The following is a 16,269-nucleotide window of genomic DNA, read 5'->3' as shown; positions in this document are numbered from 1 at the left end:
GTTCAGCATGAGGGGCATCGACAAGGTGAAGGCGGAGTGGAAACTCGTCTGCATGGCGCTGAATCTGAGGCGAATGGCGTATCTGTGAGGACGAAGCTGAATGGGGTGACTCAAGAGGACCCCAGTCGTCATAACACGCTGCGCGCCGCAAGATTGGCATCCTTGGCGCCGACGCCTTGCCAATTGCGGAGAGCGCCGCCGCCATCGTCAGCGCTCTACAAAAACCGGTCACACGGCTCTGCCGCGCAGCCTCCTAGGTTCAATGTAGGCAGGGCGTGGTGCGCAAGGGATAGGACAGGGGCGGATGCTGACGTAGGCGGGGTCTGACCTTGTTGTGATCGGGAAAGCCGTCGATTTACCGCTGTGATGGGAATTTGTGCCGCCAACGCCATGCTGTCATGCACCATCCTGCGCGGCTCTGTATCTGTCCAACGCCCGCGCCGCCCCCGTATACTCCCGAAACCGGACGCGGCCCGCCGCTCCGCCCATGCGGTTCCCGGGCGGACGCCATACCAACAAGGCCGCGCCTCACCGATCCCGAACATAATCAAGCAACGGAGCAGCAGCATGCGTGTCGCATTCCTCGGACTGGGCGTCATGGGTTTCCATATGGCCGGCCACCTCGCAGCCAAGGGCCACGAGGTCACGGTGTATAACCGCACCGCGGCCAAGGCGCAGGCCTGGGTCGAGCAGTTCGGCGGCAAGTCGGCGCCTACCCCGGCGCAGGCTGTGCGCGATGCGCAGGTGGTCTGCTCCTGCGTGGGCAACGACGACGACCTGCGCGCGGTGCTGACCGGGCATGACGGCGCCTTCTTCAGCGCGCCCAGCGGCTGCATCTTTGTCGACCACACCACCGCCAGCGCCAACGTCGCGCGCGAGCTCTACGCCGCCGCCGGCGAACGCGGCCTGCACTTTATCGACGGCCCGGTGTCCGGCGGCGAGGTCGGCGCGGAAAAAGGCATCCTGACCATCATGTGCGGCGGCGATGCCGAGGTCTATGCACTTGCCGAGCCGGTCATTACCGCTTACGCGCGCGCCGTGACCCGCATCGGCGAATCCGGTGCCGGCCAGCTGGCCAAGATGGTCAACCAGATCAGCATCGCCGGCCTGATCCAGGGTCTGTCCGAGGCCATTGCCTTTGGCGAGCGCGCCGGACTGGACATGCACCTGGTGCTGGACGTCATCAGCAAAGGCGCGGCCGGCTCCTGGCAGCTCGAGAACCGCGGCCCCACCATGATCGACAACAAGTTCGACTTCGGCTTTGCGGTGGACTGGATGCGCAAGGACCTGGGCCTGTGCCTGGACGAGGCGCGCCGCAACGGCGCCGGCCTGCCGGTCACCGCGCTGGTGGACCAGTTCTACGCCGACCTCCAGCAGATGGGCTGTGGCCGCGCCGACACCTCGTCGCTGATCAAGCGCCTGCGCCAGCACAGCAAGGACGCCTGAGGCCACTGCCACGTCACCTGCCGTCGTCCGATTCCTACAGTGCAATCGGCGCCTCTCGGAAAGGCCGCGGACGGTCACACGCCTAAGCTGGATGCATCAGGGCCAGTTGCTCGCGGCCGGCCCGGCAACGAGGCAGGAGACCATCATGTGGAAACTCGCAGGCGCGCTTCTGGCAAGCGCAAGCATGGCGCTGGCCGGCTGTACGGCGACGGGCGCAGTGGCCGGCGGTGTGGCCGGGCACGAGCTGACCCATGGCAGCACGGCGGGGACCATCGGCGGCGCCGTGGTGGGCGGTGTGGTTGGCCACGAGCTGGGCAAGTAGGTGGGCAAGCAGGCAGCCTCTGGGCCCACAAGCAGAAAGGCCGCGCCTCGCGGCCTTTCTGCTTGTCTGATTTGTGCCTACGCCGTGTGCCTTGACGATGTACCGTCAGGCGGGCGCCGCAACCGCTGCAACACCAGCATCGGCAGCCGCACGACGAACCCGGCCACCAGCCGCAGGTGCATCCCGGTCAGCAGCACGTTGTCGCGCAGATAGCGGAAATGCGATACCCCACCCTCGCGCTGGCTGAAATAGCGCACCGGCGCGTCGACGTTGACAGGCCGCACGCCCCGCCAGCACAGGCGCACGGCGACTTCCGGATCGAAGTCGAAACGCCGCATCCAGCGGCTTTCCTGCATGACCGCGTGCAGCGGCGCGATCGGGTAGACGCGGAAGCCGTAGAGGGAATCGCCGATGCCCGCCCACAGCGTCTCCACATCGACCCAGAAGTTGGACATGCGCCGCCAGTAAACCCGTTCGCGCGGCGCGCTGGCGTCGAACACCGGCCGACCCAGCACCATCGCTTCAGGCTCGCGCTGCGATGCCGCCATGAATTGGGGGATCAGGTGGGCAGGATGCTGGCCGTCGGAATCCATCACCAGCACATGCGTAAAGCCCGCCGCGGCGGCCGCATCGATGCCATGCAGCACCGCAGTGCCCTTGCCCTGGTTGCGCGGCAGCACCAGCACCCGCAGCCCGGGGTCGGTGGCCGCCTGTGCCTGCAGCCACTGCTCGCTGCCGTCGGTGCTGCCATCGACCACCACCCAGACCGGCGTCCAGGCTGCACGGGCGGCGCGCAGCACCTCGTGCAGGCGCACGCCGGGGTTGTAGCTGGGGATCAGCACCAGGTGCGTGGCTGAAGGCGCGGCGCCGCCGTGCACCAGCGCCGGCGCGGGCGTGGCTTGCTGCGGCATATCGTGTTCCTGTCCTGGCCGGGAAAGTGAGGGTGCGGGAAGCGTGGCGGCTAGCGCGTGCGTTGTGCCGCCAGGTAGGCGGCCAGGCTGCCCAGCGAGGCAAAGATGGTCTTGTTGTCGGGGTTGTCCGAGCGCAGTTCCACGCCATACTTGCGCGATACCAGCAGGGCGATCTCGAGAATGTCGATGGAGTCCAGGCCGAAGCCATCGCCATAGAGCGGCGTGGCGGCATTGACGTCCTCCAGCCGCAATTCGGCGATGTCGAGTTCGTCGATGATCAGGCGGGCAAGTTCGGTTTCGAGTTCGGTCATGTTGCTAGATGGCTGGAAGGCCGCTGCGGCACGCGTCCGGGAAGGTTGTCCCGGTGCGCGCGTCGGGCACCCGATGCTATCAAAGGGGGCAATCCCGAGCCAGTTGAGAGAAGTTTAGTAACAACATCAACACTCCTTTCGGGAATCATCATCGCGTCCGGAGGGTCTTTTGGGGTATAAAGCGTTCGCTTCGCGTGCCTCGCGACCGCCATTCTAGGCGATGTGCCGGACCAGGCGCCCAAACCAAGCGACTTACGCAACACACAAGAACTCCCCAAATGCCTTCGAGCCAGCCTTTTGACCGCCCTTCTCCGCCCGCCGCGCCGCCAGTGCCCGCCCGGCAGGACGCCGCCGTCCAGGTGGGACGGCGCCATGGCTGGATTGGCGCAATCGCTGGCTTTGTCGTCTACGAATCCGCCTTGCATCGCGCGGCACACCAGCCGGGTGCCGAGGTGGCCGCGCTGTTTCTGGGCGCGGCCCCGTTCCTGCTGATCGGCTTCCTGGCCTGCCGCCGGGCCGCGGGGCGTACTCCCGCCCTGATTGGCCTGCTGGCGGCCTGCGCCGCGCTGTGGATCTGGCGCGCGCCGCTGGCCGGGCATTTCGGCTGGACCTACTACCTGCAGCACGCGGGCATCAACGCCGCGCTGGGCGCGATGTTCGCGCTGAGCCTGCGCCGCGGCAGGACTCCGCTGTGCACCCAGATCGCGACGGCGATCCATGGCCCGCTGTCCGCGGCGCACACGCGCTACACCGTCCGCGTGACCCAGGCCTGGACGCTGTTCTTTGCCGCGACGGTGGGCGTGTCCACGCTGCTGTTCGTGCTTGCCCCGGTCGCGACCTGGTCCAGCTTCGCCAACCTTGCCACGCCGCTGCTGATCGCCCTGATGTTCCTGGGCGAGGCCGTGTGCCGCCGCATCGCCTTTCCAGGCATGCGCCATGGCGGCCTGCTGGACGCGGTGCATGGCTACCGCGCCGTCATGGCTGCCCGTGCGGGCCGGCCCGGCTTGCCGCGCTGACGCGCCGCAACCCGGCTCCTACACTGGCAACAGGCACAGGCTCCGTCCCATGACCACGCTCCCCATCGTTGCGCACGCCTCGCCCGAAGACATCATCGCCTGGGCGCACGGGCGGCCCGTCACCGTGCGGCAGTTCCTGGCCGATGCCGCCAGCCTGGCCGCCGCGCTGCCGGCGGGCGGCCATGTGTTCAACGCCTGCACCGACCGCTACCGCTTCACCGTCGGCTTGTGCGCCGCGCTGCTGGCGCGCAAGGTCACGTCGCTGCCGCCGTCGCACACGCCGGAGATGGTGCGCCAGCTGCTTGCCTTCGCGCCCGACGCGTTCTGCCTGCACGACCAGCCCGATGCGGCATTCGACATGCCGGCCGTCCACTATCACGATGGCCTGGCGGGCGCCGTAGCAAGTGGCCCGGTCGATATTCCCCAGATTCCGGCGGCGCAGGTCATGGCCTGCGTGTTCACCTCGGGCTCGACCGGCACGCCGGTGCCGCATCGCAAGACCTGGGGCGCGATGGCACGCTGCGCGCGCGCCGCGGCGCAACGGCTTGGCCTGCTGGACGGTCGTGCCTGGACCCTGGTGGGCACGGTGCCGCCGCAGCATATGTTCGGGCTGGAAGCCACGGTCATGCTGGTGCTGCAGGGCCGCGCGGCCATGGTAGCGACGCCCGCCTTTTATCCGGCCGATGTCAGCGACGCGCTGGCCTCGGTGCCGGCCCCGCGTGCGCTGGTCAGCTCGCCCGTGCACCTGCGCACCCTGGTGCAGTCAGACCTGGCAATGCCTGCTGCGGACCTGGTGCTGTGCGCCACGGCGCCCCTCGGCCGCCAACTGGCAACCGAGACTGAAGCGCTGTTCCGCGCCCCGCTGTGCGAGATCTACGGCAGCACCGAGACCGGCCAGCTCGCCATGCGCCGCACCGCCCAAACCGACGCCTGGACGCTGGTGCCAGGCGTGCGGCTGCAAGCGCGCCCGAATGCCGCTGGCGACGATACCGAGACCTGGGCCGAAGGCGGCCATATCGAACAGCCGGTGCCACTGGGCGACGCCATCGCCCAACTCGATGGCGAACGGTTCATGCTCCATGGCCGCAAGGCCGACATGCTCAATATCGCCGGCAAGCGCACCTCGCTGGGCTACCTGAACCACCAGCTCACGGCCATCGACGGCGTGCGCGACGGCGCGTTCTTCATGCCCGATGACGCCCACGAAGGCGATACGCATGGCCACGTCGTGCGGCTGGTTGCGGTGGTGGTCGCGCCGGGCATTGCGCCGGCACGGCTGCAGCAGGCGCTGCGCGCGCGGATCGATCCTGCCTTCATGCCGCGGCCGCTCTACTTTGCCGACAGGCTGCCACGCAATGCCGCCGGCAAGCTGCCGCGCGAAGCGCTGGCAGCGCTGGTCGCAAGGCTTGCCGGGGGGCAACCCCGCGATCGCGTGCCCGGTTTTGTCATCGACGCCAACCACCCGGCCATCGCCGGCCACTTCCCGGGCCATCCCATCGTGCCGGGCGTGGTGCTGCTGGACCATGCCGTGCTTGCACTCGGTGCGGCCCTGGGCCGCCCGCTCGCGGTCACGCAGGCCAGCATGCTCAAGTTCCTGAGCCCGGTGCGCCCGGGCGAGCGCGTGGAGGTCCGGCACCAGGCCGATGCCGCAGCCGATGGCGGCGAGAACATCCGCTTCACGCTGCGCAGCGCCGGGCGCGATGTTGCCAGCGGCACGCTGCAGGTACGCAGCACCGCGCCGCAGTCGGGAGCATCGCCATGCTGAGCTGGCTGTGGCGGCGGCAGGCACCGCTGGATACCGAGTGGTCCCGCCGCGAAGAGCGCGGCAATATCACCCTGCTGCGCATCATGACCTGGCTCTCGCTGGCGCTCGGCCGCCCCGCCGGGCGCGTGGTGCTGCGGGGGATTGCGGCCTACTTCATGCTGTTCGCGCCGGCGGCGCGCCATGCTTCGCGGGCGTACATGGACCGCGCGCTGGGACGCAAGGCCAACTGGAGCGACGGTTACCGGCATGTGTTCACGTTTGCCTCGACCATCCACGATCGCATCTACCTGCTCAACGGCCGCTTCGACCTGTTCGATATCCGCCTGCACGGCGAGGGGCAGCTGGAAGCCGCGATGGCACGCGGGCGCGGTGCCATCCTGCTGGGTGCGCACCTTGGCAGCTTCGAGATGGTGCGCGCGCTCGGGCGGCGCCATCCGGACATGGAAGTCGCGATCACCATGTACGAGGAGAACGCGCACAAGCTCAACGACGTGCTGCAGTCGATCAACCCCGCGATGCGCCAGGACGTGATCGCGCTGGGCCGCTTCGACACCATGCTGCGGGTGCGCGACTACCTCGACCGGGGCTACATGATCGGCATGCTGGCCGACCGCACGCTGTCGCAGCGCGCCACCGACCCGGTGCAGCAGTGCAGCTTCCTCGGCACGCCGACCGGCTTCCCCACCGGCCCGCTGCGCATGGCGGCGATGCTGCGCCGGCCGGTGTTCTTCATCACCGGCCTGTACCGCGGCGGCAACCGCTACGATGTCCACTTCGTGCCGCTGGCGGACTTCTCGGAAACCGCGCGTGGCCAGCGCGAAGCGGCGGTGCAGACCGCCCTGTCGGATTACGTGCGGCTGCTGGAGCGGTTCTGCCGCAGCGCCCCGTACAACTGGTTCAACTTCTACGACTTCTGGCACGCCGGCCCGCCGCTGTCCGAGCAGCCGCCGCCGGGGAACGAGCCCTAACCCGTGAGCTGCCATTGATGTGTCTTTCCACGCGCCCTTTCCGCTACCTGCTGTCGATGCTGCTGGCCAGCGCCACGCTTGCGCTCGCGACGCCGGCCGGCCCTGCCGCGTTCGGCGTCGACCAGCTGATGTCCACGCTGGCGCAACGCAAGTCGGGGCGCGTGCTGTTTACCGAAACCAAGTACCTGGCGATCCTCGACAAGCCGGTGCAGTCGTCGGGCGAATTGCGGTTCACGGCGCCCGACCACCTCGAAAAGCGCACGCTGTCGCCCAAGGCCGAAAACCTGGTGCTCGACGGCGACATGCTGACCGTCGAGCGCGACGGCAAGCGCTACACCATGCCGCTGCAAAACTACCCTGAGATCGCGGCCTTTATCGAGAGCATCCGCGCCACGCTGGCGGGCAACCGCGATACGCTGGAGCGCTACTACAAGCTTGGCCTGGAGGGCCGCGCCAGCCGCTGGACCCTGACACTGACGCCGGCGGACTCGCGCATGGCCGCGGCCGTCAGCCAGGTGCGCATCGACGGCAGGCAGGACGCGCTGGACCAGGTCGAGATCCGGCAGGCCGACGGCGACCGCTCGGTGATGAAGATCCGACCGGCCGGCAGCCGATGAGCGCAGCACCGCGCCGCCTGGCACTGGCGCTCTGGGTCTTCGCCCTGCTTGCGTGCGCCGCCGTCATCAGCCGCACCACCTTCACCGCCGACCTCTCCGCCTTCCTGCCGCGGCTGCCCAGCGCCGAGCAGCAACTGCTGGTGAACCAGTTGCGCGACGGGCTGGTGTCACGCCTGATCCTGGTGGGAATCGAAGGCGGCGATGCCGACGGCCGCGCCGCGGTTTCGCGTGCGATGGCGGCGCAGCTGCGCGGCGACCGGCGTTTCACCGCGATCCAGAACGGCGAACCGGTCAACCAGGGGGCCGACCGGGACTACGTCTTCGCGCATCGCTACCTGCTGAGCCCCGAGGTCACACCAGAGCGCTTCAGTGAACGTGGCCTGGCACAGGCGGTGAACGATTCGTTCGAACTACTGGCTTCATCCGCCGGGCTCTTCACCAAGTCATTGCTGCCGCGCGACCCCACCGGTGAAGTGGCGGCGATGATGGCGCAGCTCGATGCCGGGCAGCGCGTGCCGATGCACGCTGGCGCCTGGGCCTCGCACGATGGCAGGCGCGCGGTGTTGCTGGCGCAGACGGCCAGCGCCGGTGCCGATACCGATGCGCAGGAGCAGGCCATGGACGCCGTGCGCACGGCGTTTGCCAGGGCGGCGGCAACCGGCCCTTACAAGCTGGTGATGACGGGTCCTGGCGTGTTCTCGGTCAATGCACGCGACACCATCCGGCATGATGTCGAGCGCCTGTCGACCATCGGCCTGGCCATCATCGTCACGCTGCTGCTGCTGGTCTACCGCTCGGTGCCGCTGCTGGTGCTTGGGCTGGTGCCCGTGCTCAGCGGTGCGCTGGCGGGCATCGCCGCGGTCAGCCTGGGTTTTGGCGGCTCGGTGCACGGGCTGACGCTCGGCTTTGGCACCACGCTGATCGGCGAGGCGGTCGACTATTCGATCTACCTGTTCGTGCAGTCCGCGCAATACACGCACAACGGCCAGCGCGACGACCGTGCCTGGCTGGGTGGCTTCTGGCCCACGGTGCGCCTGGGGGTGCTGACTTCGGTCTGCGGCTTTGCCTCGCTGCTGCTGTCGGGCTTTCCGGGGCTGGCGCAGCTGGGCTTGTATTCGATCGCGGGGCTGGCGAGCGCGGCGCTGGTGACGCGCTTCGTGCTGCCACAGCTGGTGCCGGCCACGCTGCACCTGCGCGACGTGGCGCCGCTGGGCCGCAAGCTGCAGTGGCTGGCGGCGCGCGCGCACCGGCTGCGCTGGCTGGTGGCACTGCTGGTGGTGGCCGCCTGCACCGTGCTGGCCATGCACCGCGGCACGCTGTGGGGTCGCGAGCTGCAGGCGCTGAGCCCGGTATCGGCCAGCGACCAGGCACTCGACGCTTCGCTGCGCGAAGACCTGGGCGCGCCCGACGTGCGCTATCTGGTGGTGCTGTCCGGGCCGGACCAGGAGTCCGTGCTGCAGGGCGCGGAGCGCGTCGCGCACGAACTGGACCCGCTGGTGGCGCAGAACTTCATCGGCGGCTACGAGAGCCCGGCGCGCTACCTGCCCAGCGCGGCGACCCAGCGCGAGCGCCAGGCCAGCCTGCCGCCGCCCGACGTGCTGGCGCAGCGCCTGCAGGCCGCCATCGCCACACAACCGGTGCGCGCATCGCTGTTCGCCCCGTTCCTGGCGCAGGCCGAGGCGGCCCGCACCGGCACGCTGCTGCGGCGCGAGGACCTGCGCGGCACCTCGATGGCACTGGCCGTCGATGCGCTGCTGGCGCAGCGCGACGGCCGCTGGAGCGTCACCCTGCCACTGCGCGCACCCGTCCACACGCCGGGCAGCGCCAGCGCGGCCGACGGCGTCGACAGCGATGCGGTGCGCGCCGCCATCAAGCGGGCCGGCGTAGCCGATACCCTGTTCGTTGACCTCAAGGGCGAATCGGACCATCTCTACACCGGCTACCTGCGCGAGGCCTTGCTGCTGTCGCTGGCCGGCCTGCTGGCAATCGTCGCCCTGCTGGCCGTGGCGCTGCGCTCGCCGCGGCGCGTGGCGGCCACGGTGCTGCCGCTGGCCGCCGCTGCGGTGGTGGTGCTGGGCGGGCTGGCGGCGCTGGGCCAACCGCTGACGCTGCTGCACCTGGTGGGCCTGCTGCTGCTGGTGGCGGTGGGCTCCAACTACGCGCTATTCTTCAATGGCCCCGCGGCGGGCAGCCAGGTGGCGGGCGCTTCACCGCACACGCTGGTGTCCCTGCTGCTGGCCAACCTGACCACGGTTGCCGCCTTCGGCTTGCTGGCGCTGTCGAGCCTGCCGCTGCTGAAGGCATTTGGCCTGACCGTCGGCCCCGGTGCCGTGCTGGCCCTGTGGTTTTCGGCGATCCTGGCGCCCCTGGCGACGCCGGAGAAAGCCGGGAGTGCAACATGAATCCGTTACCCGCGCCGGGCGTTGCCTTGGCCGACGCCGCCAACCGCCGTCCCTGGCGGCCCAGCCCGCTGCTTTGCGGCGCCGCCGCCGTGCACGTGGGCGCCGCCGGCGCGATGCTCGCCTACCCCGAGAGCACGGGCGTGGCGCTGGCCGGCATCGGCGCCACCCATGCGGCGATGTGCGCCGCCGGCTTGTGGCCGCGCAGCAACTGGCTCGGCCCCAACCTGCTGCGCCTGCCGCCATCGGCCCAAGACTGCGTGGCGCTGACCTTCGACGACGGCCCCAACCCGGCCCTGACGCCGCGCGTGCTCGACATGCTGGACCAGCACGGCGCGCGCGCGACCTTCTTCTGCGTCGGCCAGCGCGCCGCGGCGCATCCTGAACTGCTGCGCGAGATCGTCCGCCGCGGCCACGCCGTGGAAAACCACAGCATGTACCACCGGCTGCACTTCTCGCTCTTCGGGCCGGGGCGCATGCAGCGCGATATCGCCGCCGCCCAGCAGGTGCTGGCGGATATCACCGGCCAGGCACCGCGCTTCTTCCGCGCCCCGGCCGGACTGCGCAATCCGTTCCTGGAGCCGGTCCTGTGCCGGCTTGGCCTGCAACTGGCTGCCTGGACCCGGCGCGGCTTCGATACCCGCAGCGGCGACAACGCAGCGCGCGTGGCGCAGCGCCTTGCCGGCAAGCTGGCCGGGCGCGACATCCTGCTGCTGCATGACGGCAATCCCGGCCTGGATGCCGCCGGCAATCCGCACTGCACCACCGTGCTGCCGGGCCTGCTTGCCGCCATCGAGCGAGCCGGCCTGCGCTGCGTGACGCTGCGCTCGGTCGTGCCTCCCGCCTGAGTCGCCGCGGCTTGTTACAATTGACTCTGCCTTCCGAGATTCCTTCCATCCGCTCCGTCCAAGCCGTGTCCCCGCTCCTGTTCTCGCATTTCACGGCCACCAGCTGCCTTGGCGCCGGTACCGACGCCACCCTGTCGGCGCTACGCGCCCAGCGTGGCGGCCTGGCGCCCTGCCGGTTCGGCGACGTCGCGCTCGACACCTTCGTTGGCGAAGCGCCAGGTCTCGACGCCGTGGCACTGCCCGCCGCGCTGGCCGAGTTCGACTGCCGCAACAACCGGCTGGCGCAACTGGCACTGGAGCAGGACGGCTTTGCCGCCCGCGTGCGCGAAGCCGCGGCGCGTTACGGCGCCCACCGGATCGGCGTCTTTCTCGGCACCAGCACCGCGGGCGTGCTGCAGACCGAACTGGGATACCGCCAGCGCGACCCCGCCAGCGGTGCGCTGCCGCCGGGCTTCCACTACGGCGGCACCCACAACCCATACTCGCTGCCCGCATTCCTGCGCCAGTCCCTGGGCCTGACCGGGCCGGCGGCGGCGGTGTCGTCGGCCTGTTCGTCCGGTGCCAAGGTATTCAGCTCGGCACGGCGCATGCTGGAGGCGGGACTGATCGATGCGGCCGTGGTCGGCGGTGTCGACTCGCTGTGCCACACCACGCTGTACGGCTTCAATGCGCTCGAGCTGCTGTCCCGGCAGCCCTGCCGTCCCTACGACGTGGCGCGCAATGGCATCTCGATCGGCGAGGGGGCGGCCTTTGGCCTGCTCGAACGCATGATCGGCACGCCGCAAGACGATACCATCCTGCTGGTCGGCATCGGCGAATCGAGCGACGCGCACCATATGTCGACGCCGCACCCGCAGGGGCTGGGCGCCCGCCTGGCGATGGAACAGGCACTCGCCAGCGCAGGCGTTACGCCAGCGCAAGTCGGCTACGTCAACCTGCACGGCACCGCCACGCGCAGCAACGACGCCGCCGAAGCCCTGGCCATGGCCGCGGCACTGCCCGGCACACCGTGCAGCTCCACCAAGGGCGCTACCGGGCACGCGCTGGGCGCAGCCGGTGCGCTCGAGGCCGTGATCTGTGCCCTGGCGCTGCGCCATGGCTTCGTGCCTGCCGGCATCAACACCACGCAGGTGGACCCGGCGCTGGACGTGAACTACCAGCTCGCCAACCGGGACGCACCGGTGCGCTATGCGATGAGCAACGCGTTCGGCTTCGGCGGGTCCAACTGCAGCCTGCTGTTCGCCCGTGCGGACGCGGTTTCTCACTGAGCCAGCGCCATGCCGCAACATGTATTCATCGAAAGCATCGGCCTGCTCGGCCCCGGCCTGACCTGCTGGCAGCAGGCCAGTGAAGTGCTCGCCGGGCGCACGCCATACGCGCATGCGCCCACCGAACTGCCGCTGCCCGCCGGCCTGCCGCCGGCCGAGCGGCGCCGCACCGGCCCGACCGTGCGGCTGGCGCTGGACGTGGGCCAGCAGGCGGTGGCCGGCAGCGACTGTGATGCCGCGCAACTGCCCACGATCTTTACGTCATCCAGCAGCGATGGCCACAACTTCCACGCGATCTGCGAAGCGCTGGCGCAAGCCGATCCGCTGATGTCGCCCACGCGCTTCCACAACTCCGTGCACAACGCGACCGCCGGCTACTGGTCGATCGCCGCGGGCGCGATGCGCACCTCCAACGTGCTGTGCGCCATGGATGGCAGCTTCGGCGCGGGCCTGCTGGAATGTGTGCTGCAGGCCGCCGCCGATGCCGAGCCCTGCCTGCTGATTGCGTATGACACGGGCTATCCTGAGCCGCTGCACAGGCATCGCCCGATCCCCGATCCCTTCGGTGTGGCATTGCTGGTCACGCCGCGGCAAACGGCGCGCTCGCTCGCACGCATCGGTGTGGCGCTGACGCAGGCGCCGGCCACCGCGATGCCGGATGCCACGCTGGAAGCGCTGCGGACGTCGGCCCCGGCCGCGCGCGGGCTGCCGCTGCTCGCGGCCATCGCCCGCGGCGAAGCTGGTACGGTGGTACTGGATTATCTGGACACGCTGCAGATCGAAACCGAGGTGGAAAGCCTCGGCAGCCGGGCGGATGCCTGAACTCGCCAAGGACCGCGACTGGATCGCGGCGCGCATTCCGCATCACGGCAGCATGTGCCTGCTCGACGGTGTGCTGAGCTGGGATGCGGCATCGATCCGCTGCACCTCGGCGACCCATACGCGCGCGGACAATCCGCTGCGCGCGCAGGACCGGCTGGCGGCAGTGTGCGGGATCGAATATGCGGCACAGGCAATGGCCGTGCATGGCGCCCTGCTGGCCGAAGCCGGGCAGGGAAACGGTGCGCAGCGCCCGCGCCTGGGCTACCTGGCCAGCGTGCGCAAGCTGGTGCTGCATGTGGAGCGGCTCGACGATATCGAGGCGCCGCTGGATGTGGCGGCCGAGCGCGTCAGCGGCGAGGGTGCCACCGTGCTGTACGCGTTCACCGTCAGCGCCGCGGGCCGGCCGCTGCTGTCAGGCCGCGCGGCGGTCATCCTCGATGCCGCCGCGGCCGGCTGAAGCGCTTCAGCGCGCCGGCAGGATCTTGCCCGACACCGCACCGAAGCCGACGCGGTAGCCCTCACCCTGGCAGTAGCCGGTCATGATCACGTCGTCGCCATCTTCCAGGAAGCCGCGGCGGCTGCCATCGGCCAGCGTCACCGGCTCGGCGCCGTTACGGGTCAGCTCGAGCATGCTGCCGTAGGAGTCCGGCGTGGTGCCGCTGATCGTGCCCGAGCCCATCAGGTCGCCCACGCGCACATTGCAGCCCGACACGGTGTGGTGGGCCAGCTGCTGCGCCATGGTCCAGTACATCGCCTTGAAGTTGGTGCGGCAGATGCTGCTCGGTGCCGCTGCGCCCTGCGGCTGCAGCGCGACTTCCAGCGCGATGTCGTAGGCGTTCTTGCCCTGCTGCTGCAGGTACGCCAGCGGCTGGGGCGATTGCTCGGGATTGTCGCGGCGGAACGGCTCGAGCGCTTCCATCGTCACCACCCACGGCGAGATCGAGGTGCCGAAGCCCTTGCTGTTGAACGGCCCCAGCGGCACGTATTCCCATTGCTGGATATCGCGCGCGCTCCAGTCGTTGAGCAGCACCATGCCGAACATATGCTCCGGCGCGGCGGCAATGCTGACAGGCTCGCCCAGCGCGGTTTCCTTGCCGACGATAAAGCCCATCTCCAGCTCGAAATCCAGCTTGCGGCAGGGGCTGAACACCGGGCGCGCCTCGTTTGGCAGCTTGATCTGGCCGTTGGGGCGATGCAGCGGCGTGCCGCTCACCACCACCGAGCTGGCGCGGCCGTTGTAGCCGATGGGGATTTCCAGCCAGTTCGGCAGCAGCGCGTTGTCCGGGTCGCGGAACATGCGGCCGACGTTGGTGGCGTGTTCCTTCGACGAATAGAAGTCGGTGTAGCCGGGGATCTCCACCGGCAGGTGCAGCGTCGCGGCCGACATCGGCACCAGGGCCTTGTCGCGCAGTGCAGCGTTGTCGCGCAGCGCGGCGTCATCGCCGGACAGCATCGCCGTCAGGCGCTTGCGGGTTTCGCTCCAGACCGGCTTGCCCAACGCGATAAAGCGATTCAGGCTGGCTGCGGCAAACGTGCCTTTGGCCGCAGCAGGCAGCAGGCCGGCTTCATCCAGTGCGGCGAGGTCCAGCACCTGGTCGCCGATGGCAACGCCGACGCGCGGCGCCTGGCCCTTGGTGGAAAACACGCCATACGGCAGGTTCTGCAGCGGGAAATGGGTCTGGGCGTCGTTGGCGGTGGCGATCCAGCTGGTTTGGGGGGCGGTCATTGGGATACTCCGAAAATTTTAGTGGCACTTGTCGCGTACGGTGACGCGTCATGCTTGACGAGCGCCTGCCCTCTCCCCCGGCCCCTCTCCCGCAAGCGGGCGAGGGGAGAAAACCGGGAGGGTAGCCAGGCGCCCGGGATCAGCGGGCGTTCGGGTTGAAGTGTTTCTTCAGGCCCTGCCAGCACGTGTAGTAGTCCTGCTGCAGCGAGGCCGATTGCGCGGCATACGGCGTCGGGCGGATCACGCCCGGCGTCTCGAACATGAAGGCCATGGTGCTTTCGATGTGATGCGGCTTCGAGGTATCGGCGGCGCTGGCCTTCTCGAAGGTTTCCGCATCCGGGCCATGGCCGCTCATGCAGTTGTGCAGGCTGGCGCCGCCCGGCGCGAAGCCATCGGCCTTGGCGTCGTAGACGCCGGTGATCAGGCCCATGAACTCGCTGGCGATATTGCGGTGGAACCAGGGCGGGCGGAACGAGTCCTGCATCGCCAGCCAGCGCGGCCCGAAAATGACGAAGTCGATGGTGTCCACGCCCGGCGTATCCGAAGGCGACTGCAGCACCAGGAAGATCGACGGATCCGGGTGATCGAAGCTGATCGAGCCGATGGTGTTGAAGCGGCGCAGGTCGTACTTGTACGGCGCGTAGTTGCCGTGCCAGGCCACCACGTCCAGCGGCGAATGGCCGATGCCGGCACGCCACAGGTTGCCCTGGAACTTGGCCACCAGTTCGAAATCGCCCTCGCGGTCTTCATAGCTGGCCACCGGCGACAGGAAGTCGCGCGGGTTGGCCAGGCCGTTGGAGCCGATCACGCCCAGGTCAGGGAGCTTGAACAGCGCGCCATAGTTCTCGCAGATATAGCCACGCGCTTCGCCGTCGGGCAACTCCACGCGGAAGCGCACGCCGCGCGGGATCACCACGATCTCCTGCGGCTCTACTTCCAGCCGGCCCAGCTCGGTCACCATCAGCAGGCGGCCCTGCTGCGGCACGATCAGCATCTCGCCGTCGGCGTTGTAGAAGAAGCGGTCCCGCATCGACTGGTTGGCCAGGTACAGGTGGATGCCGCAGCCGGTCATGACCTCGGGGCCGCCGTTGCCGGCCATGGTCACGATGCCGTCGACAAAGTCGGTCGGCACCGACGGCATTGCCGGCGGGCTCCAGCGCATCTGGTTGGGCGACGGCGGCACCTGGTCAAACCGGCTCAGGAAGCGCGACTGCTCGATCTGCGTGAACGGCTTGTGCATGGCCGCCGGGCGGATGCGGTACAGCCATGCGCGGCGGTTGTGTGCACGCGGCGCGGTGAAGGCCGTGCCGGACAGCTGCTCGGCATACAGGCCATACGGCGCGCGCTGCGGCGAGTTCTGGCCCACGGGCAGCGCACCGGGCAGCGCCTCGGTGGCGAATTCATTGGCGAAGCCTGACATATAGCCGTGCTCGGCGAGCTGGGTGTGCGTGAGGTTCATGGTGTCGTCAGCGTTTCCGGAAGGTCCATCTGGCGCTGCGCGGGCCGCACGGCGCATGAATTACGTATTGAGAAATGAATTTACTATATCGTAATAGTCGACGCAAGACGTGTCAAACTGCAGCGGATGCGCATGAGGCATGCGTCGCTTGCCTTGCAGTTGTAGGCCGGAAAACAGAAAAACGGGAGAAAGCCGGGCAGGCGGTTGCCGCGCGTGTCGGGAGATTGCCCGCGACAGCGCCAATCAGGTCAACAGCAAAATGGGAGCAGGTGTGAAAGCGCCGGATCAGGCAGCCAGGCCTGCGGCGTCATTGGCGCCCGAAGCCGAAACCGGCTCTCCGGACGAAAGCAACCGGCGCGGTGCGGAACGCCCCGCGCCGGTTGTCTTGGGT

At 69.1% G+C, this 16,269-nt stretch carries 16 protein-coding genes; 12 read left to right on the top strand and 4 right to left on the bottom strand.

Features of this window, described 5'->3' with window-relative positions; all coding sequences use genetic code 11:
• The 3 genes from DN412_RS46240 to DN412_RS28055 all read left to right on the top strand — a co-directional run.
• The coding region (locus DN412_RS46240; protein WP_482764220.1) for a transposase at window positions 1-88 on the top strand (88 nt) is incomplete at its 5' end.
• A 458-nt stretch (window positions 89-546) separates the two neighbouring features.
• Entirely contained in the window at window positions 547-1,446 is a 900-nt protein-coding gene (locus DN412_RS28060; RefSeq protein WP_279635247.1) for an NAD(P)-dependent oxidoreductase, read from the top strand.
• Between the two features lie 145 nt (window positions 1,447-1,591).
• On the top strand, window positions 1,592-1,768 hold the full coding sequence (locus DN412_RS28055; protein WP_115214560.1) for a glycine zipper 2TM domain-containing protein: 177 nt from the start codon (window positions 1,592-1,594) through the stop codon (window positions 1,766-1,768).
• Window positions 1,769-1,845: 77 nt separating this feature from the next.
• Here the strand turns inward: DN412_RS28055 and DN412_RS28050 are convergent, their stop codons facing one another.
• Both DN412_RS28050 and DN412_RS28045 read right to left on the bottom strand, forming a co-directional pair.
• The gene (locus tag DN412_RS28050) at window positions 1,846-2,679 is read right to left on the bottom strand and encodes a glycosyltransferase family 2 protein (RefSeq protein ID WP_115214553.1); all 834 of its coding nucleotides are present in this window, start codon (window positions 2,677-2,679) and stop codon (window positions 1,846-1,848) included.
• A 50-nt stretch (window positions 2,680-2,729) separates the two neighbouring features.
• Window positions 2,730-2,990: a phosphopantetheine-binding protein gene (locus DN412_RS28045; RefSeq protein WP_115214552.1), complete on the bottom strand. Its 261-nt coding sequence runs from the start codon at window positions 2,988-2,990 to the stop codon at window positions 2,730-2,732.
• A 278-nt stretch (window positions 2,991-3,268) separates the two neighbouring features.
• On the opposite strand from DN412_RS28045, the gene DN412_RS28040 reads away from it, so the two are divergent.
• The 9 genes from DN412_RS28040 (at window position 3,269) to DN412_RS28000 (ending at window position 13,150) form a co-directional block, all read left to right on the top strand.
• Window positions 3,269-4,006, top strand: a complete 738-nt coding sequence (locus DN412_RS28040) for a COG4648 family protein (protein ID WP_115214551.1) — start codon at window positions 3,269-3,271, stop codon at window positions 4,004-4,006.
• 49 nt (window positions 4,007-4,055) lie between these two features.
• Entirely contained in the window at window positions 4,056-5,771 is a 1,716-nt protein-coding gene (locus DN412_RS28035; RefSeq protein WP_115214550.1) for an ApeI family dehydratase, read from the top strand.
• Entirely contained in the window at window positions 5,765-6,739 is a 975-nt protein-coding gene (locus tag DN412_RS28030) for an LpxL/LpxP family acyltransferase (protein WP_115214549.1), read from the top strand. The genes DN412_RS28035 and DN412_RS28030 overlap by 7 nt, the downstream gene beginning before the upstream one ends.
• Window positions 6,740-6,756: 17 nt before the next feature.
• Window positions 6,757-7,356, top strand: a complete 600-nt coding sequence (locus DN412_RS28025; RefSeq protein WP_115214548.1) for a LolA-related protein — start codon at window positions 6,757-6,759, stop codon at window positions 7,354-7,356.
• Window positions 7,353-9,758, top strand: a complete 2,406-nt coding sequence (locus DN412_RS28020) for an MMPL family transporter (protein ID WP_115214547.1) — start codon at window positions 7,353-7,355, stop codon at window positions 9,756-9,758. The genes DN412_RS28025 and DN412_RS28020 overlap by 4 nt, the downstream gene beginning before the upstream one ends.
• Window positions 9,755-10,603: a polysaccharide deacetylase family protein gene (locus DN412_RS28015; protein ID WP_115214546.1), complete on the top strand. Its 849-nt coding sequence runs from the start codon at window positions 9,755-9,757 to the stop codon at window positions 10,601-10,603. The genes DN412_RS28020 and DN412_RS28015 overlap by 4 nt, the downstream gene beginning before the upstream one ends.
• 65 nt (window positions 10,604-10,668) lie before the next feature.
• Window positions 10,669-11,871 carry a beta-ketoacyl-[acyl-carrier-protein] synthase family protein gene (locus DN412_RS28010; RefSeq protein WP_115214559.1) on the top strand — a complete coding sequence of 401 codons (1,203 nt, stop codon included), beginning with the start codon at window positions 10,669-10,671 and terminating at the stop codon, window positions 11,869-11,871.
• 9 nt (window positions 11,872-11,880) lie between these two features.
• Entirely contained in the window at window positions 11,881-12,693 is an 813-nt protein-coding gene (locus DN412_RS28005) for a beta-ketoacyl synthase chain length factor (protein ID WP_115214545.1), read from the top strand.
• The gene (locus DN412_RS28000) at window positions 12,686-13,150 is read left to right on the top strand and encodes a hotdog family protein (protein WP_115214544.1); all 465 of its coding nucleotides are present in this window, start codon (window positions 12,686-12,688) and stop codon (window positions 13,148-13,150) included. The genes DN412_RS28005 and DN412_RS28000 overlap by 8 nt, the downstream gene beginning before the upstream one ends.
• Before the next feature lie 6 nt (window positions 13,151-13,156).
• Here the strand turns inward: DN412_RS28000 and fahA are convergent, their stop codons facing one another.
• Both fahA and hmgA read right to left on the bottom strand, forming a co-directional pair.
• The gene (gene fahA, locus DN412_RS27995) at window positions 13,157-14,419 is read right to left on the bottom strand and encodes a fumarylacetoacetase (RefSeq protein WP_115214543.1); all 1,263 of its coding nucleotides are present in this window, start codon (window positions 14,417-14,419) and stop codon (window positions 13,157-13,159) included.
• A 139-nt stretch (window positions 14,420-14,558) separates the two neighbouring features.
• Window positions 14,559-15,878: a homogentisate 1,2-dioxygenase gene (gene hmgA / locus DN412_RS27990; RefSeq protein ID WP_115214542.1), complete on the bottom strand. Its 1,320-nt coding sequence runs from the start codon at window positions 15,876-15,878 to the stop codon at window positions 14,559-14,561.
• Between the last annotated feature and the right edge of the window lie 391 nt (window positions 15,879-16,269).

It is taken from the genome of Cupriavidus lacunae (genome assembly GCF_003353055.1).
GTDB classification, from domain to species: domain Bacteria; phylum Pseudomonadota; class Gammaproteobacteria; order Burkholderiales; family Burkholderiaceae; genus Cupriavidus; species Cupriavidus lacunae.
The sequence above is the reverse complement of the archived record's forward strand: the minus strand, read 5'-3'. Positions and strand labels throughout refer to the sequence as shown.

What these genes read in the sequence shown, in the direction of transcription:
- fahA (WP_115214543.1), bottom strand. Translation starts at nt 14,419, where the DNA reads ATGACCGCCCCCCAAACCAGCTGGATCGCCACCGCCAACGACGCCCAG.
- DN412_RS28055 (WP_115214560.1), top strand. Translation starts at nt 1,592, where the DNA reads ATGTGGAAACTCGCAGGCGCGCTTCTGGCAAGCGCAAGCATGGCGCTG.
- DN412_RS28035 (WP_115214550.1), top strand. Translation starts at nt 4,056, where the DNA reads ATGACCACGCTCCCCATCGTTGCGCACGCCTCGCCCGAAGACATCATC.
- DN412_RS28025 (WP_115214548.1), top strand. Translation starts at nt 6,757, where the DNA reads ATGTGTCTTTCCACGCGCCCTTTCCGCTACCTGCTGTCGATGCTGCTG.
- DN412_RS28015 (WP_115214546.1), top strand. Translation starts at nt 9,755, where the DNA reads ATGAATCCGTTACCCGCGCCGGGCGTTGCCTTGGCCGACGCCGCCAAC.
- DN412_RS28040 (WP_115214551.1), top strand. Translation starts at nt 3,269, where the DNA reads ATGCCTTCGAGCCAGCCTTTTGACCGCCCTTCTCCGCCCGCCGCGCCG.
- hmgA (WP_115214542.1), bottom strand. Translation starts at nt 15,878, where the DNA reads ATGAACCTCACGCACACCCAGCTCGCCGAGCACGGCTATATGTCAGGC.
- DN412_RS28000 (WP_115214544.1), top strand. Translation starts at nt 12,686, where the DNA reads ATGCCTGAACTCGCCAAGGACCGCGACTGGATCGCGGCGCGCATTCCG.
- DN412_RS28045 (WP_115214552.1), bottom strand. Translation starts at nt 2,990, where the DNA reads ATGACCGAACTCGAAACCGAACTTGCCCGCCTGATCATCGACGAACTC.
- DN412_RS28020 (WP_115214547.1), top strand. Translation starts at nt 7,353, where the DNA reads ATGAGCGCAGCACCGCGCCGCCTGGCACTGGCGCTCTGGGTCTTCGCC.
- DN412_RS28030 (WP_115214549.1), top strand. Translation starts at nt 5,765, where the DNA reads ATGCTGAGCTGGCTGTGGCGGCGGCAGGCACCGCTGGATACCGAGTGG.
- DN412_RS28005 (WP_115214545.1), top strand. Translation starts at nt 11,881, where the DNA reads ATGCCGCAACATGTATTCATCGAAAGCATCGGCCTGCTCGGCCCCGGC.
- DN412_RS28050 (WP_115214553.1), bottom strand. Translation starts at nt 2,679, where the DNA reads ATGCCGCAGCAAGCCACGCCCGCGCCGGCGCTGGTGCACGGCGGCGCC.